This is a genomic window from Streptomonospora mangrovi, assembly GCF_027604915.1.
GTDB lineage: Bacteria > Actinomycetota > Actinomycetes > Streptosporangiales > Streptosporangiaceae > Streptomonospora > Streptomonospora mangrovi.
Genome location: NZ_JAJAQC010000012.1, coordinates 56,639 through 77,500 on the forward strand (window position 1 = coordinate 56,639; position 20,862 = coordinate 77,500).

The following is a 20,862-nucleotide window of genomic DNA, read 5'->3' on the forward strand; positions in this document are numbered from 1 at the left end:
CGCCGCGAGGGCCGCCGACCCCAGGGTCGGCGGCCCCTCCCGCGCGTCCCGGCGGCCTCCTCCGGCGCGCCGGCGGCGCGCCTAGGACGCCTGGCTCACCGTGGACATGTTGAAGTCGGGCACGCGCAGCGGCGGCATCGCCGTGCGGGTGAACCCGTCGCCGAACTCCCGGCCCAGCGCCGGAACGGTGGCCCCCGCCTGCACCGCCCGCTCCAGCAGGCTCACCGGCGACTCGTTGAAGCGGAAGTTGTTCACCGCGCCGGTGACCCGGCCGTTCTCCACCAGGTAGACGCCGTCGCGGGTCAGCCCGGTCAGCAGCAGCGACTGCGGGTCCACGGTACGCATGTACCACAGGCACGTCAGCAGCAGGCCGCGTTCGGTCTGGGCCACCATCTCGTCCACCGTGGCCGCGCCGTCGGCCTGCCACAGCACCAGGTTGCCGATGAACGCCGTCAGCGGCAGCCCGGTGGTCTCGGCGGTGCGGCGGGTCTGCGTCAGCGCCGCCAGTTCACCGCTGGAGATCCACTCCGTGCGCCGCAGCGGCAGCCCGTTGTCGAACGCCGTGACGCGGCGCCCCGGCGCCGTCGCCGAGACGAACGGGGAGCACTCCAGCCCCGGCAGGTGGGGGTCGCTGAACAGCGTCAGCGGCAGCGTGGCCAGCCGGTCGCCGACCCGGGTGCCCCCGTCGGGCGCCGAGAACACCGTCCGCCCCTCGGCGGCGTCGCGCCCGTTGGCGTTGAGGTAGAGGAAGGCCATCATGTCCGCCACGGCGCTGGGCGGCAGGATGGTCTCGTAGCGCCCGGCCGCCAGGTCCACCCGGCGCTCGGCCCAGCCGATCCGCCGGCCCAGCTCGTGCTCCAGCGCGTCGACGTCCACGTCGGAGAAGTCCCGGGTCGCCTGACCCACCCAGGCGGAGTGGCCGGTGCCCGGCCCGGACTCCGCCTCCCCGGCGGACTTCGCGTTCACGTCGATCGTGCCGGTGGGCTGGTCGTGGCGCAGCCGCACCCCCGTCGAGGTGCCCAGGAACGTCGAGGTCACCGTGTGCTCGGCGTAGCCGTACAGGCGCCGCCCGCCCGCGCCGGCGCGCTCGAAGGCGCGGCCCAGGCCCGGCGCCACCCCCGAGAACGCGGACATGTCGGTGGCGGCCGCCGGCGCGTCCCACGGGGTCGCCTTGGCGGGCGCGCAGGCGTCCTCGGGCGTCAGCAGCGGCGACGCGTCGTCGGTCGGCAGCGCCTCCTCGCCGGCCGCCTCGGCCGCACGGACCAGGTCCTCCAGTTCGTCGTCGCGGACACCGGTGCGCGAGCGGGTGCCGACGGCCACGCCGCGCGAGGTGCGGTTGAGCGCGACCACGGTGACCGTGCGCCCGCGCGTGGCGCCGTTGGTCGTCAGCGAGTTGCCCGCCCAGCGCAGGTTGGCCGAGGAGGTCTCCTCCACCAGCACCATGCACTCGTCGGCGCGCGCCAGCTCCAGCGCCCGCTCCACCACCGCCTGAGGAGCGGTCCCGCTCATCGCCCTGCCTCCTGCACTGTGTTGAGAACCCGGATGTCGGAGAAGACCGCCGTGGGGCAGCCGTGGCTGACGGCCGCGACCTGCCCGGGCTGGCCCTTGCCGCACATGAACGACCCGCCCAGCTCGTAGGTCTGCGGCCCGCCCAGAGCGCGCATCGAGTTCCAGAAGTCGGTGGTGGTGGCCTGGTAGGCGACGTCGCGCAGCATGCCGGTCAGGCGGCCGTTCTCGATGCGGTAGAAGCGCTGGCCGGTGAACTGGAAGTTGTAGCGCTGCATGTCGATGGACCAGCTCTTGTCGCCCACGATGTAGATCCCGCGTTCCACCCCGGCGATCAGCTCGTCGGTGGAGGGGCCGTCGGGGTCGGGGGCCAGCGACACGTTGGCCATGCGCTGGATCGGCATCGTGGCGGGGGAGTCGGCGTGGGCGCAGCCGTTGGAGGACTCGTAGCCCTGGAGGCGGGAGATGCGCCGATCGCGCTGGTAGCCCACGAGCACGCCCTCGCGGATGAGGTCGAAGGAGGAGGTGGCGACCCCCTCGTCGTCGTAGCCGATGGTGGCCAGGCCGTTCTCGGCGGTGCGGTCGCCGGTGACGTTCATGATCGGCGAGCCGTACCGGAGGGTGCCGAGCTGGTCGGGCGTGGCGAAGGAGGTGCCCGCGTAGGCGGCCTCGTAGCCCAGCGCGCGGTCCAGTTCGGTGGCGTGGCCGATGGACTCGTGGATGGTCAGCCACAGGTTGGAGGGGTGGATGACCAGGTCGTAGCGCCCGGCCTCGACGCTGGGGGCGGCCAGCTTCTCGGCGAGCAGTTCGGGGAGGGCGTCGAGTTCGGGCTCCACCTGGGCGGTGTACTCCCAGCCGCGCCCGGCGGGCGCGGAGATGGTGCGCATGCTGTCCAGCCGCCCGTCGCGGGTGGCGACGATCTCGACCTCGGGGGCGATGCGCACCCGCTGCTGGGTGGTGACGGTGCCGGCGGTGTCGGCGTAGAACTTCTGCTCCTTGACCGCCTCGAAGGACGCGTCGACGTGGTCGACGCGGCTGTCCTCCAGCAGGCGGCGGCTCCAGCCGGCGAGCAGCGCGGTCTGCTCGCGCGGTGTCACGGTGAAGGGGTCGACCGTGTAGGAGGACACCCAGGTCACGTCGCGGTGGGCCGGCTCGGGCGCGAGTTCGACGCGCTCGGTACTGGCGGCGGCGGACACGGCCGCCACCTCGACCGCCCGGCGGGCCACGGCGACGGCGGCGTCGACGGTGAGGACGGTGTCGGCGGCGAACCCCCAGACGCCGTTGTGGATCACCCGGACGGCGAAGCCGAGGGTATCGGTGTCGCTCTCACTGTCGAGTTCGGCGTCGGAGAGGGAGATGTAGCGCCCCCGGATCCGCTCCAACCGGAAGTCGGCATGATCGGCCCCGAGTTCCCGGGCCGCCTGCAACGCCGCGTCGGCCAGTTGCCGCATCGGCAGGGCAAGGAAGTCAGCATCAATGTCAGGCACAGTCCCCCAACCTAACGAGAGACGCAACCCGGAGCCAGATTCACGGAACGAACAGGGCATTCGGGGCACCATCCCCGCGCGTGCGGGGAGCACGGAGAGGAACCCCGATGAGCGACGAGTACCGGGGGACCATCCCCGCGCGTGCGGGGAGCACTCGATCGGCCCGCACGCCGCGATGACGTCCGGGGGGCCATCCCCGCGCGTGCGGGGAGCACCCGCCGATGTCGCCGCGGTCGGCGGCGCCGGTCGGGCCATCCCCGCGCGTGCGGGGAGCACCCTTGTTGACCTGGGGGTTCTTCGGCGTGGGGTAGCGCTTTTGGTCACTTGCCGCTCCTGCGGCCAGGACGACGGTACTCCCTCCGAGGGGTGCGTGGGGGGAACGTGAAAGTCGCCTGAGGCCCGCCGTTCGTTTACGGGTCGGGGTGTGGCATGGGCCACCGAAATTCGGGGTTGCCATGGGTCGCGTTCGGCATTCCTCGGCTGTTAGCTTGGTTATGTCACGCGGTCATCACGGTCCACCATCGGTGGTCCGGGCCGGGTGAGGCTTTCCATCCCCAGGCGCGGACTCGGTCCGTGGTTGGGAAATCGGAGTGGCGCCACGGCGCATACTCGTCGTCCTACACGACAGCGCTTCTGCCTGCTGCGGTACGCCCTGGCAGGTAAGGGGCTCTGGGGCATGCCCACCGTAGGTCGGCGGGCACTCCGGCGACCGTTCACGATGTGAACATACTGCGACTCAGTCGGTGAACGCGATCAGCCATGCCCGAATTCGGGTGGCACGGGCAATCGCATTCGCGGGCTGAACAACCCTGCCCGAATTACCGACGGCGCGTTCGACAACGCCGCTCGGAATTCCGGCGACCCCTAAAACCCACCCACTGCATTTTTTGTCCGCAGGAGCCGCCATGTCGGTGAGGATTCTCGCCCTCGCTCTCGGTAACTTCGCCGTTGCCACCGGTGCCTATGTCATCGCCGGAATGCTCTCCGATATCGCCTCCCATACCGACGTGACCGTGTCCCTCGCCGGGCAACTCGTCACCGTCTACGCGCTGACCTACGCGCTCGCCGCGCCCGTGCTGTCCACCCTGTTCGGGCACTGCGACCGCCGTCGGCTCCTCGCCGCCGCCCTGGTCCTGTGCGCGGCGGGCAACCTGCTGACCGCGCTGGCGCCCGGGTTCGAGGCGCTCCTCGCGGCCCGTGTCGTCACCGCCATCGGCGCCGCGACGTTCACCCCGCTGGCCGTCGTCACGGCCGCCGACCTGGTCGCCCCGCACCGGCGCGGCAGCGCGGTCGCGCTCGTGGTCACCGGGTCCACCCTGGCCACGGTGCTCGGCGTGCCCGCCGGGGTCGCCCTCGCCGGGCCCGTGGGGCCCCAGGGCGTCTACGCCGCCATCGCGCTGCTGGGGCTGGCCGCCATGGCGACCCTGCCCGCCCTGCCGCGCACCGATCCGCTGCCCCGGATCCCGCTGCGCGCCCGGTTCGGCGTCCTCCGGGGCGCCACCGTGCCCGCCGTCCTGGGGGTGTCGCTCCTCGCCGCCGTCAGCGACTTCGCCGTCTACACCTTCGTCGTCCCGGTCCTGTCCGACCTGGGCAGCCCCGACCCCGGCGAGCTGAGCGCGCTGCTGGTCGTCTACGGCCTGGCCGGTGCGCTCGGCAACGTCGCCTCCGGCTGGGCGACCGACCGCATCGGCTCGGACGCGACGATGCTCGGCGCTCTCGTGCTCCTGGCGGCCGGACTGTTCGCGCTGCCCTTCACGGGCGGTGCGGTGGTGCCCACGGTCGCGGCCCTGGCGCTGTGGGGGTTGGGCGGCTGGGGCGTGCTGCCCGCCGTCCAGGCCAAGCTCATCGACGCCGCGCCCGCCGCCGCCGGGTCGGCGGTGGCGCTCAACGCGGCCGTGATGTGGCTGGGTATGGGCGCCGGAGGGATCGTCGGCGGCGGGGTCATCGAGGCGGCGGGCACCGGGACGCTGGCCGTGGTCGGCGGGGTGATCGCCGTCGCGGCCCTTGCGCCGCTGGCCGTGGCCGCCCGCGCCACCCGGCGCGGCGCGCCCGCCGGGCTCGCGGCGGCCGCCGGATGGGCGGCGGCGCCCGTGGCCGACGCCGGTACCGGGACCGGCGTTGTCTTCGCCACCGACCCGGTTCCGACGACCGACGCGACCGGCCCCTCGGTCCCGACGCAGGAGGGGTACGCGCCCGTCCGGGAGGAGGTCGGGGAGGCCGCTCCCTCGCCGGTCGGCGGACCGGCGGTCGCGGTCGGCGAGGCGCGCATGGCCGCCGACGTCTGACCCCGTGTGATCAACCCGGGCACTCGGCCCACGAAAGCGGCACGGCCGCGAACGCGAGACGCGTTCGCGGCCGTGCCCGGTTGCGTTGATTGCGGTGAGGGCGGCGGTTGCCCGGGTCGGGTGTCATCGGACCGTACGCCGATGCGCGAAGCACACGACGGGGTGGCGAGGCGGCGGATGGCATGGGTGAGCGGTGATCGGTTGGCGCGCCAGCGGTCGGCGCGGGCGACGGGGCGGCGGCGATGGGCCGGGTGGGCTGGGTCGGCTCGGCTTGGCGGCGGCCTCTCACGCGAACACAGCATGGGTGAGCCGGGCGCGGGGCCGGGGCGCTGTCCGGCCCCGCGCCGCGCTTGGTCTTGGTGCCTCGGTCCGACGCGCCGCAGTCCCGGCACACGCCCGGCCGCTCCGCATCAGCGTGCGCTGTCGCCGCCCTCGTGGACGTCCACGTGCACGTGGTCGAGGTGGCGCAGGATGTCGTTGTTGGGGTCGGGGGAGCGGTAAGGCCACCAGCCGCCGCGTGAACCCCGGGCGTTCCAGATCTTGTCGTCGAAGATGACGTTGGCGACGTGCAGTTCCTCGGCGTGGGCGACCAGCCAGTGCGCCAGCAGCCAGCCCTCCCGCCGGTTCTCCTCGGTGACCGGGCGGTAGAAGACGTCGATCGCGCGGCCGTCGTAGTGCGCGGAGTCCTCGCCGTGGCCGGTGCCGATCCCGCCCGGCTCGTAGCCGCCCAGGCTCATCTCGCCGAAAACCTCGCCCATCGCGTCGAGCACGGCTTGCGCGCGCGGCGTCAGCCCGGTCTCGGTGAGGCCCTCGCGCTCCAGGCCGTCGGCGACGGAGGCGCGGCAGGTCAGGCTCGGTCCGGCGTCGTCGGGCGGGCCTTCGCGGAGCCGCCGCAGGACCGCCGGATCGATGCCGGAGGTGTCGGGCCCCTCCTCGCCGCGCGCCTCCAGCGCCACCGCCGTCGTGGCGCGGCGGGCCTCGGCCAGGGTGAGCATGACCGTGCCCTCGTCGGTCTCGACCGAGCACGGGTCGGCCCACGGCAGCGCGGTGCGGTCCAGATCGATGCCCGCCTGCGCCAGCAGCCACGGCGCGGCGGCCGCCAGCCCTGTTCCGCACAGGGCGACGACCACGACGAGCACCAGGGCGCGGCGGGCCCGGCCGGGCCGCGACCTCCTGTGCGAGTGCATATGCCGGACTTTAGCGGGCTTGTTGGCGGAAGTCCCCCTTATGTTTGTTACGTTCGGTGATGGTTTGAGTCATCCGGGCTACCGCCGCAGGCCCGCGTCACGGCCGGTTCGCCGGACGGCCGGCACGTGAGGTGCGCCACGGAGCGTGTCCGCCCCGGCCGGGCGTCGTCCGCCGCGCGCCCGGGTGGCCCGCCCCGGCCGTGCCGGCGCGGGCGCGGCCCGGGGCCGCCACCGCCGCCCGGGTGCCGTTCCTCCCGCCCCGCAGGGGAATACCGGCGCGGCGGTGGCGGCTGTGCGAAGGGGACCGGGCGCGGCACGGACCGCACCCCAGGACGACGACCCGGCCGGACCGGCCGGCGGATGGAGGCGTGCGTGCGCACTTCGGCGGAGGCGGCAACCGGATTGGACGACCACGGCGAGCGGCGGCTGTCCCGCGACGGCGCGCTGACGGCCGACGCCTTCCGGAGCGTCATGGGCGCCCACGCCGCCGGCGTGGTCGTGGTGACGGCCGAGGGCGCCCGGGGACCGGTGGGCGTGACCGCGACCTCCTTCACCAGCGTCAGCCTCGAACCGCCGCTGGTGTCCTTCTACATCAACGACCGCTCGGGCAGTTGGCCCGCCCTGCGCCAGGCGTCCTCGTTCGCCGTCAACATCCTCGCCGAGGACCAGCGGGAGGTCGCCGCGCGGTTCGCCACGCCCGGCATCGACCGCTTCGCCCACCCCACCCGGTGGCGGCGCGGCGCCGACGGGCTGCCGCTGCTCCAGGGCGCGGCCGGGCACGTGCTGTGCCTCAAGCACGACGTGCTGGCGGTGGGCGATCATTGGCTGGTGGTGGGCCGGGTGGCGCAGGCGCACGTGTCGGAGGACACCGAGCGCCCGCTGCTCTACCACCGCGGGCGCTACGGCCGCTTCACGGTCTGATCAGCTCCCTCGGCCGGCGTTCCCGCCCGCCGGATCCGCGTGGTGTCCCCGTGCGCCCCGGTACCACGTGGTGTCCCCGCGCAGGGGGTCGGCCATGCCGCCGCTGGGCACCTGGCCCCGGACGCGTCCCGACCCCCGACGCGCCGCCGGGCGCGGGGGAGGACCCGGATCCGGGCGCCCCCGCGCCCGGCGCGCGGCGGTCTCAACGTGTCAGGGGCAGATGGTCTCCAGCGAGGTGGCGTCCTCGCCGACCTGGCGGCCCGGGGTGGTGGGGGAGGGCTCGGCCAGGCCGGTGTACTCCTGCCACTCGGTCGCCTGGCCCTGCTGCTGCCCCTGCCCCTGCTGGCCGTCCTGCCCGTCGGCGGGGCGCTCGTCGGCCGGGCCGCTCCCGCTGGGCGAGGCGTTGGGCGTCACGGCGTCGTCCTCGGCGGCCTCGTTGCCCGGCGCGGCCTGCGCCTCCTCCTGCTCGTTGATCGCGTCCTGGATGAGGTCGCGGATCTGCTTCCAGTCGGGGTGGGCGGTGTTGACCTGGGGCGGCGACAGTTGGAGGGTGGACATCTCGCCCTCGCTGGTGACCAGCTCGGCCAGGTCGATGAACGCCGGCAGCTTGGACTGCGGGATGTCGGTGCGCAGCGTCTGCTTGGTCGCCCCCGCCAACTCCTGGAAGCTGGTGAGCACGGTGGTCGGCTCGGTCTGCTCGGCCACGTACATCAGCAGGCAGCCCTGGCGGCCCATGCGCGCGTAGTCGTCGCTGTTGACCCGGCTGCGCCCGTACCACAGCGCCTCGTTGCCGTCGAGGTGCTGGTCGCCGGCCTCCAGGACGTCGCCCTCCTCGCCGTAGGGGATGGGCTCGTCGATGTGCACGTCGATGCCGCCGATGGCGTCGATCAGCGACTCGAACCCCTTCATGTCGACCAGGGCGTAGTAGTCCAGGTCCAGGTCGGTGAGGTTGGCGATGACGTGCTTGAGCGTGTCGGCCGCCGGGTCCTTGGCCGAGGGGTCGATGGCCAGCCGCTCGGGGTCCTCGGCCACCGTCTGGTAGACCTCGTTGAGCAGGTTGTCGAACCCGTAGGGCGGTGGGTACGCCTCGGCCAGCGCGGTGTCCTTGGGGAACTGGGCGTTCTCCAGGTTGCGCGGCAGGCCGATCAGCACGACGTCGCCGTGGGTGACGTCGATGCTGGCCACGATCATGCTGTCGGTGCGCATGCCGTAGCGGTTGCTGCCGGAGTCCCCGCCCAGCAGCAGCACGTTGACGCGGTCGCGGTCGCCCCACGGGTTGGCGGCGTCGTGCGGCGGGGCGTCCTCGTCCTCGGGGCCGAACACCGAGTTGATGGTGTCGTAGGCGGTGTAGGTGGTGCGCAGCGCCTGGGCGGCCGGCGCGGCGACGCACAGGCACAGCACCGCCACCAGGACCGCGCCGCCGGCGCGGGCGGCCCGGCCCGAGGACGGGGGCCGGGTGATCACCCAGGAGTGCACGACGACGGTCATCCACACCACGGCCACCGCGAACACCCCGACGGAGACCGCGGCCAGGTAGCGGCCTTGCACCGCCAGGCGGGCGCCCTGGGCGAGGTCGCCGCGCATCAGCAGCACGCCGGCCACCACCAGGGCGGCGATCAGGGCGAGGTAGCAGCCCAGCACGGTCCAGCCGAGCACGCGCCGGCGCATGCGCAGGTGGGCCAGGCCGGGCAGGGGGAGCGAACCCGCCGTCCACAGCAGCGCTCGCCAGGTACTCGCGGGCCGGGCGGCGGTCGCAGGCCCCCCTGGCTCCGATCGGTCCCCTCGCTGTGCCATGGGATTCCCTTCTGACCCGCCCGTCCCCTGAGGCGCCCTCACCCGATTCGCGGACGAACCACGGCGCGGAAGGACATACTTCCCCTTCTCCTACCGCACGGAGCGCCGAACATGCCGGACAACAGTGTCTCGCTTTGCCGGAGTTGTTCGCACACGTGAGGCGAACCACGGCCTGTTCGTTACGTGTCTGCGATGTCGGCATACGTGACTGAATGAAGCCGAATGTCGCTATCTCCGAGCATGGAGGGCCAAAGTCGTCCTTGTTTCTTTCGTGATCAGTAGTTAACCGTCGCCACAACTGCCATGATCTGGCCGCAGGGAGGGGCGGCGCCCGGGGGGAAAGGGCGCCGACATGCGAGGGAAAGGCATGCCATCGTGCTCGATGCGGTCGATGCCGCGCTCATGAGGGCGCTGCAAGCGGACGGAAGGGCGACATACCAGGCGCTGGCGGACGGAGTCGGACTGTCCCGGACGGCGGTGCGGGCGCGCGTCAGGCAGTTGGTCTGCGCGGGGGCGATCCGGATCGTGGGGGTCCTGCACGCCGGTGTCCTGGGAATGGAGGTGTTCGCCCACATTTCATTCCGTGTTTCCGGTCCGGTCCGGCCGGTCCTGGACGACCTGTCGGCCCGCGAGGCGGTCGTCTTCGCCGCGCAGACGGCCGGCCGGTTCCCGGTCGTGGCCCACGTCCGGGTGCGCGACGACGACGCGCTGTCGGCGGAGTTGGGCGACCTGCGGGCGCTGCCCGGCGTGGAGGGCGCCGAGACGTTCCGCGGCGGCGCCATCGTCAAGGACGCCTACAGCAGCGTGCGGCCGCTGCGCGAGATCGCCATCGACCCGCTGGACTGGCGGCTGGTGCGCCACCTCCAGCAGGACGGCCGCGCCTCCTACGCCGAGCTGGCGCGCCAGGTCGGGCTGTCGCAGGCCGCCGCCCGCTCGCGGGTGGTGCGGCTGATCGACGCCGGGGTCGTCCACGTCACCGCCATCGTGGAGCCCTCGGTGGTGGGCGCCAACGAGCAGGTCGGATTCGGTGTGCGCTGCCGCGGCGACGCCGCCGCGGTGGCGGCCCGGCTGGGTACGCTGGCGGGGGTGTCCTTCCTCGCCACCGGGTTCGGACGCTACGACCTCGTCGGCACCGCCACCGCGCCCGACCGCGCCTCGCTGGTGGAGGCGCTGGAGTCGGTGCGGGCCTGCCCCGAGGTCAGCTACGTCGAGACCTGGGAGCACCTGGTGGTGGCCAAGGAGCGCCGCGGGGGCGGCGGCGCCGCCCCCGCTTCGGGCGAGCCCGCCGCGCCGGCCGAGGCGGTGGTCGGCGCGGCGCGCTGACCGGGCGCGCGGGCGCGCCCGCCCGGTGCCGGAGGGGGTGCCGGGCGTCGATTCGGGCGCCGGCGGGGAGGGGTTCCGCGGCGGCGCGGAAAGGCGGACATGGCCGAGGGCTGTGCCCCCCACGGGGTGCTGCGGCTGCGCGGCCGGGAGTTCGGTCCCGGCCGCCCCGCCGTCATGGCGGTCCTCAACCGCACCCCCGACTCCTTCTACGACGCGGGCGCCACCTTCGGCTTCGACGCCGCGCTGCGCGCCGCCGACGCGGCCGTCGCACACGGCGCCGACATCATCGACGTCGGCGGGGTCAAGGCCGGGCGCGGCGCCCCGGTGAGCACCGCCGAGGAGATCGACCGCACCGCGCCGCTGCTGGCGCGGCTGCGCGAGCGCCACCCGGCCACCGTGCTCTCGGCCGACACCTGGCGCGCCGAGGTGGCGCGGGTCTGCACCGAGGCCGGCGCCGACCTGGTCAACGACACCTGGTCGGGCGCCGACCCCGACCTCGCCGCCGTGGCCGCCGAGGCGGGCGCGGGCCTGGTGTGCAGCCACACCGGGGGACTGGGGCCGCGCACCGACCCCCACCGGGTGCGCTACCGCGACGTGGTCGCCGACGTGGTGGCCAGGGTGACCGCCCTGGCCCGCCGCGCGGTGGCGCTGGGGGTGCCGCCCGACCGGGTGCTGATCGACCCCACCCACGACTTCGGCAAGAACACCTACCACTCGCTGGAGGTCACGCGCCGGCTCGGCGAACTCGTCCGCACCGGCTGGCCGGTGCTGGTGGCCGCCTCCAACAAGGACTTCATCGGCGAGACGCTGGACGCCCCGGTGGGCGACCGGCGCGCGGGCACCCTGGCGGTGCTGGCCGTTGCGGCGTGGCAGGGCGCGGCGGTGTTCCGGGTGCACGACGTGGCCGCCGCCCGCGCCGCGCTGGACGCCGTGGCCGCCCTCACCGCGACGGGCGGGCAGGACAGCGGGGTGTAACCGCCGGTAGCGTTTTTTGCGGATTTCCGCGCGGTATGTCTTGCGTCACGCTTAAGTTACCCATGAGTATATGAACAGCCGGGTCGCCGGGGAGGTGCCGTGGCCCTCCCCGCGCCGCGCGCCGCACGGGACCGCCCCCGGGGCGGTTCCCGCGGCCCCGCGGACGGGCGGCCCGCCAGGCGCGGTTGCAATGGGAGGCTGACGTGGCGCTTGCGGACACCTTGACGGCGATGGGGACGGCCGCGCTGACTCGGTCCGGCGCGCGGCCGCTGGGCTCGCACCTGTTCCCGGTCTGGCCCGGCGCGGCCTTCGCCGCCGCGGCGCTGCCCGTGCGCTGCGCCCCCGGCGACAACCTCGCCGTCCACGTGGCCGTCGCCCAGGCGCCGCGCGAGTCGGCGCTGGTCGTGGACGTCTCCGGCGAGCCCGAGTACGGCTACGTGGACGAGATCCTGGCGGTGGCCGCCCGCCTGCGCGGTGTCGCCGGGATCGTGGTGGACGGCTGCGTGCGCGACGTCGCCGCCATCGCCCGCACCGGGCTGCCCGTCGTCAGCGCCGGGGTCTCGGTGCGCGAACCCGGCCACGACGCCGGCGGCGCCGTGGGCCGCGAGATCGTGCTCAACACCGACCACCTGCCCGCGCCGGTGCGCCGCGGCGACTGGATCGTCTCCGACGACGACGGCGTGGTGTGCCTGCCGCGCGGGCGGGTCACCCAGATCGTGGCGGCGGCCGTGGAGTCGGTCTCCCGCGACCAGCGGGTCCTCGACGCCCTGGGCGCGGGCAAGTCCACCCTGGACCTGCTCAACCTCGACCCCTCGCGCGTGGCCGGCTGGGAGGGCGCCGCCGTCAGCGCCCCCCGCTCGGCCGAACGCGCCGGCTGAGGCGCCGGACCGCCGGCGGCGTATCGCCCGGCAACGGATCAAGCGCCGGCCGCCCGGCGCCCGCGCGGCGGCGGGGGCGCCCGGCCGCACCGCGCGGGCGCGGCCGGTAGGCGCCCCCGGGCCGCCCCGCCCGGGTCAGGTCAGGCCGACTGCACCACGCCCGGCTGCCCGTCCTCGACCACGAAGGTCGCCCGCGTCGACACCGGCGCGCCGGGCCGGCTCACGTAGGGCACCACCCGGAAGTCGGTGCGCCACTCGCGCGGCGTCAGTCGGCAGCGCACGTAGCCGCGCTGCTCGTTGACGAAGTGGAAGTGCGGGTTGGCCGCCAGGAACGCCCGCCCCTGCTCGCCGACGTCCTGGCCGTCGCCGCCGGTGGCCACCGAGGTCCCCACGAACTCCGCGGCCACCGTGGCCGCGTCCTCGTCGCGGTAGTCGGCCTTGAGGTCGGCCGCGTAGTTCTGGTGGCGGTCGCCGGTGACCACCACCAGGTTGCGCACCCCCTGGTCCACGGCGGCGGTCAGCACCCGCTCGCGGTCGGCGGCGTAGCCGTCCCAGGGGTCGGTCCACACCCGCTCGGCCTCGCCCTCCAGGTGGTCGGTCTGGGTCATCGGCGACTGGTTGCCCAGCACGTGCCAGCGCGCCTGGGACCGGCGGAACCCGTCGACCAGCCACTCGCGCTGGGCCTCGCCCAGGATGGAGTGGTCCTCGGCGAACCGCTCGGGGCAGTCGTCCACGATCCGGCCGCCGCAGGGCTGGTCGTCGCGGTACTGGCGGGTGTCGAGCATGGTGAAGTCGGCGAGTTGGCCGTAGGCCAGGCGGCGGTGCAGGCCCATGTCGGGGCCCACCGGCATGGAGGCGCGGCGCAGCGGCATGTTCTCGTAGTACGCCTGGAACGCCTGGGCGCGCCGGTCCAGGAACTCCGCGGGCGGGTCGTCGTCCTGGGAGATCTCGTCGGCCCAGTTGTTGTCGACCTCGTGGTCGTCGGGGGTGACCACCCAGGAGAACCGGGCGTGGGCGGCCTGGAGGTGGGGGTCGGACTTGTACAGCGCGTAGCGCACCCGGTAGTGCTCCAGCCGGGTGGTCTCCACCAGCAGGTGGTCGGGCACGCTGCCGCGCAGGTCGCCCTCGATGGGGTACTCGTAGATGTAGTCGCCCAGGTGCAGCACCAGGTCCAGGTCCTCCTGGGCCAGGTGCTCGTAGGCGGTGTAGTGGCCCTGGTCCCACTTCTGGCAGGACACGAACGCGAACGCCAGCCCGCCGGTCAGCGAGGTCGGCGGCGGCGCGGTGCGGGCGGTCCCCGCCGGGCTGACCTCGTTGAGCGCGCGGAACCGGTAGTGGTACTCCCGGGCGGGGCTGAGCCCGGTGATCTCGGGGTGCACCGAGTGGCCCAGTTCGGGGGAGGCGACGGCGGTGCCGCGCCGCACCACGCGGCTGAACTTGGCGTCCAGCGCCACCTCGTACTCCACGTCGACCGGCTCGGGCGGCATGCCGCCCGAACCGTCCTCGGCCAGCGGCTCGGGCGCCAGCCGCGTCCACAGGACGAACCCGTCGTGGGCGGGGTCGCCCGAGGCGACGCCGAGGGTGAAGGGGTAGCCGGGGGAGCGGCGGTTGTCGGCGGAGGCCGGCGCCGAGGCGAACAGGCCGGTGCCCAGCGCGACGGCCGCGGCCGAGGCGGTGCCGATTCCCAGGAACCGGCGCCGTTTCAGCCACGCGGCGGTGCGCGCGGACGGTAGGATGGCGGGCAAGACGAACCTCCAGCGGGGATGGGCGGGGTCCTGCGGTGTCCGCGAGTGATCGTCCGGTCCCGTTGTGTCCGCTTGTCGAGGCTACGTACACGCAGTGGTGAAGTCTGCGTGACACTCCGTCGCCGTCACCGACCCGCGTAGATCCGGTGCACCACCTCCTCGATATCGGGTTCGCGAAGTGTGATGTCGGCCACCTCGTGGTCCGCCGCCACCTGGGCGATCACCCGCGCCGGATTGCCGTTCAGCTCCAGCCACTGCCGCGGCCCCTCCACCCGCACGGTCCGCGCGCCCGCCACCGCGATCGGCGCGGCGGGCGCGGCCAGGTCCACCACCAGCGTCCGGGGTGAGGGCGCCACCGCGTGCAGCCCCGCGAGGCCGCCGTCGAACGCCAGCCGGCCGCCGTCGATCACCATGACCCGGCGGCACAGCCGCTGGACGTCGCCCAGATCGTGGGTGGTGAGCAGGATGGTGGTGCCGCGCTCGGCGTTGAGCCGCAGCAGGAACTCCCGGATCGCGGTCTTGCTGACCACGTCCAGCCCGATCGTGGGCTCGTCCAGCACCAGCACCTCGGGCGCGTGCAGCAGGGCGGCGGCCAGGTCGCCGCGCATGCGCTGGCCCAGGCTGAGCTGGCGAACCGGGGTGGCCAGGAACGGCCCCAGCTCCAGCACCTCGGTCAGCTCGGCCAGCCGCCGCGCGTGGTCGGCGCGCGGCACCCGGTACAGGTGCCGCGTCAGCGCCAGGCTGTCGCGCAGCGGCAGGTCCCACCACAGGGTGGTGCGCTGGCCGAAGACCACGCCGATCCGCCGGGCCAGCCGGGTGCGGGCGCGCACCGGCTCCAGCCCGGCCACCCGCACCCGCCCGGCGCTGGGCGCCAGGATCCCGATCAGCATCTTCAGCGTGGTCGACTTGCCCGCCCCGTTGGGCCCCAGGTAGCCCACGACCTCCCCGGGCGCCACCCGGAAGGAGACGTCGCGCACCGCGCTCACCCGGCGCCGCCTGCGGCGCGGCAGCGGGCCCTCGGCCACGGTGTAGTCCTTGCCCAGCCCCTCGGCCTCGATCACGGCCTCCACGGCCGCCTCCTCTCGCGTCGTCAGCTTCCCGTCGACCGGTACCGGCGCAGGCCCGCGCGCCACACCGCGGCGGCCACCAGCGCCAGCAGCGCGGCCACCGCCGGCGGGGCGAAGCGCAGCCACTCCGGCATGCCCAGCGGGTCGGGCCGCTCCAGCAGGTACAGCGCGGGCTGCCAGCTCACGAACGCCAGCGGCACCACGTAGGTGGCCGCCCGCGCCACGTCGCGGCCGTAGACCGCCAGCGGGTACTGCGCCATGGCCTGGCCGCCGTAGGTCACCGCGTTGGCGGCCTCGCGGGCGTCGAGGGCCACGAACTGGAGGCAGGCGCCGATCACCCAGACCGAGCAGCAGATGACCGTGCCCGAGGCCACCAGCACCGGGACGGCGGCGGCGCGCAGCGGCGTCCACTCCGCCGGCAGCGCCGCGAGCGCCCAGCCCAGCGCGGCGGCGCAGGGCACCACCTTGCCCAGCCGACGCGGTGAGAACTCCTCCACGGCCACCTGGAGCAGCGCGGGCACCGGCCGCACGAGCATGACGTCGAAGGCGCCGGTGCGGATGTGCTCGCCCAGCCGTTCCACCGACCCCATCAGCAGGTCGGCCAGCGTGAACGCCAGCCCGGCCAGGCCGTAGACCAGCAGCGCCTCGTGCAGCCCGAACCCGCCCAGCCGCCCGGCGTGGCCGAACAGGAACACCAGCGCGGCCAGTTCGCCGACCGTGGCCACCGCCTGCGCCGCCGTCAGCATCGCCAGCGACGCCGGGTACTGGGCCAGCGCGCGGGTCCAGGCCCACGCCAGGCGCACGTAAGTCGCCACCGCGCTCACCCGCCCTGCACCGCCACCCGGCGGGCCGCCCGCGCGGTCAGCAGCGCGCCCAGGGCCAGCAGCGCCGCTGCCCACGCCGCCTGGAACGCCAGGCCGCCCAGCACCGTGCCGCCCGGCAGGGTGGCCTTGCCCAGCACGATCTCGGCGGGCACCTGCACCATCGCCGACCACGGCAGCGCGCGCAGGACGCCCGCCACCGCGTCGGGGAACAGCACCAGCGGCAGCACCAGGCCCGAGCACAGCGGCCCGACCGTGCCGGCGAGCGCGGTCACACCGCGCGCGTCGCCGATCCAGAATCCCGCCAGCGCGTAGAGGTAGCGCAGGGTGAAGGAGACGAGCACGGCCAGCAGCAGCGCCAGGCCCGCGGCGGCCCAGCGCGCCGGCTCCTGCGGCAGCGCCAGGCGGAACAGCGCCAGGCCCACGCAGAACGTCGGCACGCTGCGGAAGACCACCGCGAACGCGGCCCGGCCCAGGTCCTGGGCGAGGAACCACGCCATCGGGTGCGCCGGGCGCAGCAGGTCCACGGCGACGTCGCCGGAGCGGATCCGCTCGGCCAGCGCCAGCGGGCGGCCGATGACGTCGACCGGACCCAGCAGCGCCTGGGCGACGTAGACCTGGGTGACCGCGTCGATCGCGGTGTAGCCGTTGATCTGCGGGCGCGCCGCGAAGACCGCGAGCAGCACCAGCGCGTTGATGACACCGAAGACGCTGTTGGTGAACAGTCCGGCCGCCGTGGCGGCGCGGTAGCCGGAGTACCGGCGCAGCGCGCAGCCGAACACCGATAGGTACACCCGCACCGTGCCGTGCCTTCCTTCGCGGGGATGGGAAAGTGGCACGGCCCTGGGTGACTCAGGTCCGGGACGCCGGAGCCGAAAACGCTAGCACACCGGCCATATTCGTCTCATCCCAAGCGGCCGCCGGGCGGAGCGGGCCACCCGGTTGGCCGGATCCGGCTAAGCCGGGGGCGGGCGGCGAGCCGGAGCGGCAGACTGGGCGCGGACGCGGCGGCAGGCCGCGCGATTGGGCACCGGCGGCACAGTGGGAGCTGGCGTGGACACGAACGGCGACGGAACCGGCACCGAGCGCGAGCGGCGCGGCGCGGGCGGCACCCGCGCCCGCGACCGCGCCGAGGCGGTGCCCGGCGCGGTCTCCCCGCGCGGGCGCGCCACCCGCGCGCGATTACTCGCCGAGGCCCAGGAGGTGATCCTCGCCGAGGACGGCCACCTGGAGGTCGCCGCCGTCGCGCGGCGCGCCGAGGTCTCCGCCGGGCTGCTCTACCGCTACTTCGGCAGCAAGGACGGCCTGGTCGCGGCGGTGGTCAACACCTTCTACGACGGCTACGACTCCGAGGTGTTCACCACCCGCCTCGACGGCGGCCTGAGCTGGCCCGAACGCGAGCACGCCCGCATCGCCCGCGAGATCGACTTCCTGTGCGACGCCCCGCTGGGCCGGATGATCGTGGGGCGCCGCCTGCGCGAACCCGCCGCCGCCCACGTCGACGCCGAGCGCGTGGCCCGCCAGATCGACATCGCCGCGCGCAGTATCGCCCGCGGCCAGGCCGACGGCGAGCTGGACACGGCGGTGGACCCCCGCCTGGCCGCGGCGGCGGTCCTGGGGGCGTTCCGCGAACTGATGGCCGAGGCGCTCAGCGGCGAGGGCGACCCGCCGCGCGCCGCCGTGCTCGACGCCATGTGGCGCGTGGGCAGCAGCCTGCTGCTGCGCCCACCCGCCGGGCCGCCGCCCGCCTGACAGCCCCCGGTCGCACCTAGTCGCCCGCCAGCGACAGCAGTTCGTCCAGGTAGCAGGCCGCCTCGCGCAGCGCCCGGTCGGCGTCGCCGGCCCGGATGGCCTCGGCCAGCCCGTTGTGGTCGATGCCCTCGTCGGAGAAGGGCTGGCCGTAGGCCGTGTGCGCGATGCTGTCGTAGACCACCTGGGCGATGTCGTCGTACAGCTCGATCAGCAGCGAGTTGTGCGTGGCGTTGACCACCGCGCGGTGGAACGCGAAGTCGGTCTCCACGAACGCGCTCATGTCGCGCTCGCGCCAGGCCGCCTCGCGCAGCCCGATGGCGCGGTCGATCTCGGCGAGGTCCTCCTCGGTGTGGCGCAGGGCGGCCAGCCGGGCGGCCTCCATCTCCAGCGCCCGGCGGACCTCCAGGTTCTCGCGCAGCCGGGAGCGCTCCAGGCGGCGGCGCAGCGCGCCCCCCAGTTCGCTGGAGGCGCGCACGAACGTGCCCGCGCCCTGGCGGATCTCCAGCAGGCCGGCGTGGGCGAGGGCGCGCACGGCCTCACGGACGGTGTTGCGCCCCACCTCAAGCTGCTCGGACAGCTCGGACTCGGTGGGGATGCGGTCGCCGACCGCCCACTCGCCGGAGTCGATCTGGGCGCGGAGCTGGCTGATGACCTGGTCGACAAGGCCGGTGCGGCGTGTCGAGGCGAGAGGCACGCGAACCTCCTACGGGCAGGCGGCCACGAGACGAAGGGGCCGGCGGTTGTGCGGGCGGTTAGGCCGGAGCTTAGACCAGTCTCGGCCGGGAATTGGCCGTCGCGGGCAATGCGTTACGGTCATGATGTAGATCCCGTGATCCCACCTCTAGGAGACCGCGTGACGGGCGCCTCAGTCGACTCCGCAGCCCCGCGGGCCGACGCCGAACCCTCGACCGCCACGGCCCGGCGTCCCCGCCGCGTCGTCTGGCTGCTCGTCGGCGGTGTCGCGCTGGCCGCGCTCAACCTGCGCACCGCCATCACCAGCGTCGGCCCGCTGCTGGACGAGGTCACCGGCGGCCTGGGCATGTCGGGCGTGCTGGCGGGCGTGCTCACCACGCTGCCGGTGCTGTGCTTCGCGGTGTTCGGCGCGCTCACCCCGCTGCTCATCCGGCGGCTGGGCGAACACCGGCTGCTGCTGTCGGCGCTCCTGGCGATCGCGCTCGGCCTGGCCACCCGGCCGCTGGTCGACAACGCCTGGCTGTTCCTGGCCCTGAGCACGGTGGCGCTCTCCGGCGGGGCGGTGGGCAACGTGCTGCTGCCCACCCTGGTCAAGCAGCACTTCCCCGGCCGGGTCGGGCTCATGACCACGGTCTACACCACCTTCCTGGCCCTGGGCACCACCATGGCCGCCGCCGCGACCGTGCCGGTGTACCAGGCGAGCGGCAGTTGGCGGCTGGCGCTGGGCGCTTATGCGGCCGTGGGCGCGCTGGCCGCCCTGCCGTGGCTGGGCCTGCTGCGCCACGACCCCCCGCGCTCGGGCGGCTCCGCGCCGATGGGGCTGCGCCAGGTGCTGCGCACCGGCATGGGCTGGCAGAGCGTGCTGTTCTTCGGCACGCAGTCCACGGTGGCCTACATCCTCTTCGGCTGGTTCGCCCAGATGCTGCGCGACCAGGGCATGGACGCCGCGCAGGCCGGGCTGATGCTGTCCTACCTGACGGCGCTGTCGGTGCCCACGTCGCTGGCGCTGCCCGGCCTGATGGCGCGGGTGCGCGACCACCGGTGGTTCGTGCTCGTGTTCTTCGCCTGCTACATCGCGGGCCTGGCCGGGCTGTGGCTGTCGCCGCTGGAGGGCACCTGGGTGTGGACCACGCTGGTGGGCGTGGGCATGGCCACCTTCACCCTGGCCCTCACCTTCTTCGCCGTGCGCACCCGCACCCCCGGCGCCACCGCCGCGATGTCGGCCAGCAGCCAGAGCCTGGGCTACCTGATGGCGGGCGTGGGACCGTTCCTGTTCGGCATGCTGCACGAGCTGACCGGCGGCTGGCACGCCCCGCTGGCGCTGGTCCTGGTGCTGGTCACCGCCAACGCGGCGGTGGGCATGCTGCTGGGCCGCCCGCGCTTCCTGGAGGACTCCCTCAAGGGGTAGAGCCGGCGCGGGCCGCCACCGCCCCGCGCGCCCGGAGGAACGGCTAGGACCCGGGCAGCCAGTCGACGCGGCCGATCAGGTAGACCGAACCGACGAAGGCCACGATGTCGATCAGCGAGTGCGCCACCACCAGCGGCATCACCCGGCCGTGGCGGCGGTAGAACCAGCAGAACACCAGGCCCATCACCAGGTTGCCGAAGAACATGCCCACGCCCTGGTAGAGGTGGTAGGTGGCGCGCAGCAGCGACCCGGCCACGGCCGCGCGCACCGGCGACCAACCTAGCTGGTCCAGGCGCAGCATCAGGTAGCCGACCACGATCACCTCCTCCAGCACGCCGTTCTTGACGGCCTGGAGCACCAGCACCGGCAGCGTCCACCAGTGCTCGTTGAGGGCGCTGGGCGCCACGGTGACGGTCAGCCCCAGCCGCCACGACACCAGGTAGACCACCAGCCCGCCGCAGCCGATGAGCGCGGCCAGGGCGGCGCCGCCCAGCAGGTCGCGGCCGGGGCGGCGCAGATCGAAGCCGATGGTGCCCGCCGTCTCGGCGCCGCGGTGCAGCAGGTGGACCACCAGGGCCACCGGCGCCAGGGCGAAGACCACGGCGGCGAGCTGGCGGGCGAGGTCCAGCCAGGGGCGCTCGGCCTCGGCGCGGGAGCCCACCAGGCTCGCGGTCTGCTCGGCCAGCGACTCCGGCGCGGTGATGGACCCCACGAAGGAGATGACCGCCGAGACCGCCGCCGCGGCCAGCGACAGCAGCAGCACCATGGCGACCTCGCCGCGCAGCAGGCGCGGGGTGAGCGCGGCGGCGGCGGGCAGCGGGGCGCGCGGCCGGGGTGCGGCGGGCTCGGGCGCGCCGGAAGAGGCGGGGGAGCCGGGGGTCGCGTGCGGCTCGGCGCGCTCGTCGGAGGTGGGCTCGGCCATGGACCCGATCATGGCATGTGCCCACCGGCGGTCCCGCACGCGGTCGGCCGCGCACGCAGAGGCGCCGGCCTCGCGGGTGACACGGTTGCCGCGAGGCC

17 protein-coding genes are annotated in these 20,862 nt (G+C 74.5%); 7 read left to right on the forward strand and 10 right to left on the reverse strand.

What is annotated here, in order from left to right:
- Positions 1-81: 81 nt before the first annotated feature.
- Positions 82-1,509 carry a metallopeptidase TldD-related protein gene (locus tag LG943_RS09180; protein WP_270071794.1) on the reverse strand — a complete coding sequence of 476 codons (1,428 nt, stop codon included), beginning with the start codon at positions 1,507-1,509 and terminating at the stop codon, positions 82-84.
- Entirely contained in the window at positions 1,506-2,957 is a 1,452-nt protein-coding gene (locus LG943_RS09185; protein ID WP_408648573.1) for a TldD/PmbA family protein, read from the reverse strand. The genes LG943_RS09180 and LG943_RS09185 overlap by 4 nt, the downstream gene beginning before the upstream one ends.
- A 941-nt stretch (positions 2,958-3,898) precedes the next feature.
- On the opposite strand from LG943_RS09185, the gene LG943_RS09190 reads away from it, so the two are divergent.
- On the forward strand, positions 3,899-5,278 hold the full coding sequence (locus LG943_RS09190; RefSeq protein ID WP_270071796.1) for an MFS transporter: 1,380 nt from the start codon (positions 3,899-3,901) through the stop codon (positions 5,276-5,278).
- Positions 5,279-5,688: 410 nt separating this feature from the next.
- On the opposite strand, the gene LG943_RS09195 is transcribed toward LG943_RS09190, so the two are convergent.
- Entirely contained in the window at positions 5,689-6,465 is a 777-nt protein-coding gene (locus LG943_RS09195; protein WP_270071797.1) for a hypothetical protein, read from the reverse strand.
- A gap of 372 nt (positions 6,466-6,837) precedes the next feature.
- Between LG943_RS09195 and LG943_RS09200 the strand changes: the two genes are divergently transcribed.
- Entirely contained in the window at positions 6,838-7,386 is a 549-nt protein-coding gene (locus LG943_RS09200; RefSeq protein ID WP_333486346.1) for a flavin reductase family protein, read from the forward strand.
- Between the two features lie 210 nt (positions 7,387-7,596).
- On the opposite strand, the gene LG943_RS09205 is transcribed toward LG943_RS09200, so the two are convergent.
- On the reverse strand, positions 7,597-9,180 hold the full coding sequence (locus LG943_RS09205; protein WP_270071798.1) for an LCP family protein: 1,584 nt from the start codon (positions 9,178-9,180) through the stop codon (positions 7,597-7,599).
- A gap of 375 nt (positions 9,181-9,555) precedes the next feature.
- Between LG943_RS09205 and LG943_RS09210 the strand changes: the two genes are divergently transcribed.
- The 3 genes from LG943_RS09210 to LG943_RS09220 all read left to right on the forward strand — a co-directional run bounded on the left by LG943_RS09210 (position 9,556) and on the right by LG943_RS09220 (position 12,356).
- A complete protein-coding gene (locus LG943_RS09210) occupies positions 9,556-10,503 on the forward strand; it encodes an Lrp/AsnC family transcriptional regulator (protein WP_270071799.1) in 948 nt (315 codons plus the stop codon).
- A 99-nt stretch (positions 10,504-10,602) separates the two neighbouring features.
- The gene (gene folP, locus LG943_RS09215) at positions 10,603-11,478 is read left to right on the forward strand and encodes a dihydropteroate synthase (RefSeq protein WP_270071800.1); all 876 of its coding nucleotides are present in this window, start codon (positions 10,603-10,605) and stop codon (positions 11,476-11,478) included.
- A gap of 203 nt (positions 11,479-11,681) precedes the next feature.
- Positions 11,682-12,356, forward strand: coding sequence for an RraA family protein (locus tag LG943_RS09220; protein ID WP_408648570.1), 675 nt, complete (start codon positions 11,682-11,684; stop codon positions 12,354-12,356).
- 140 nt (positions 12,357-12,496) lie between these two features.
- On the opposite strand, the gene LG943_RS09225 is transcribed toward LG943_RS09220, so the two are convergent.
- The 4 genes from LG943_RS09225 to LG943_RS09240 form a co-directional block, all read right to left on the reverse strand.
- Positions 12,497-14,101, reverse strand: a complete 1,605-nt coding sequence (locus LG943_RS09225) for an alkaline phosphatase D family protein (RefSeq protein ID WP_270071801.1) — start codon at positions 14,099-14,101, stop codon at positions 12,497-12,499.
- Positions 14,102-14,226: 125 nt separating this feature from the next.
- Positions 14,227-15,195 (reverse strand): ABC transporter ATP-binding protein, encoded by a 969-nt coding sequence (locus LG943_RS09230; RefSeq protein ID WP_270071876.1) that lies wholly within the window; start codon positions 15,193-15,195, stop codon positions 14,227-14,229.
- Positions 15,192-15,983 carry an ABC transporter permease gene (locus LG943_RS09235; RefSeq protein ID WP_333486348.1) on the reverse strand — a complete coding sequence of 264 codons (792 nt, stop codon included), beginning with the start codon at positions 15,981-15,983 and terminating at the stop codon, positions 15,192-15,194. Before LG943_RS09235 ends, LG943_RS09230 begins: the two co-directional genes overlap by 4 nt.
- Before the next feature lie 5 nt (positions 15,984-15,988).
- Positions 15,989-16,789, reverse strand: a complete 801-nt coding sequence (locus tag LG943_RS09240; protein ID WP_270071803.1) for an ABC transporter permease — start codon at positions 16,787-16,789, stop codon at positions 15,989-15,991.
- Between the two features lie 253 nt (positions 16,790-17,042).
- On the opposite strand from LG943_RS09240, the gene LG943_RS09245 reads away from it, so the two are divergent.
- Positions 17,043-17,741: a TetR/AcrR family transcriptional regulator gene (locus tag LG943_RS09245; RefSeq protein WP_270071804.1), complete on the forward strand. Its 699-nt coding sequence runs from the start codon at positions 17,043-17,045 to the stop codon at positions 17,739-17,741.
- A gap of 16 nt (positions 17,742-17,757) precedes the next feature.
- On the opposite strand, the gene LG943_RS09250 is transcribed toward LG943_RS09245, so the two are convergent.
- Entirely contained in the window at positions 17,758-18,435 is a 678-nt protein-coding gene (locus LG943_RS09250; protein ID WP_270071805.1) for a FadR/GntR family transcriptional regulator, read from the reverse strand.
- A 159-nt stretch (positions 18,436-18,594) separates the two neighbouring features.
- Here LG943_RS09250 and LG943_RS09255 point away from each other — a divergent pair, with 159 nt between their 5' ends.
- Positions 18,595-19,842, forward strand: a complete 1,248-nt coding sequence (locus LG943_RS09255; protein ID WP_270071806.1) for an MFS transporter — start codon at positions 18,595-18,597, stop codon at positions 19,840-19,842.
- 43 nt (positions 19,843-19,885) lie between these two features.
- Here the strand turns inward: LG943_RS09255 and LG943_RS09260 are convergent, their stop codons facing one another.
- Positions 19,886-20,764 (reverse strand): CPBP family glutamic-type intramembrane protease, encoded by an 879-nt coding sequence (locus tag LG943_RS09260; RefSeq protein ID WP_270071807.1) that lies wholly within the window; start codon positions 20,762-20,764, stop codon positions 19,886-19,888.
- Between the last annotated feature and the right edge of the window lie 98 nt (positions 20,765-20,862).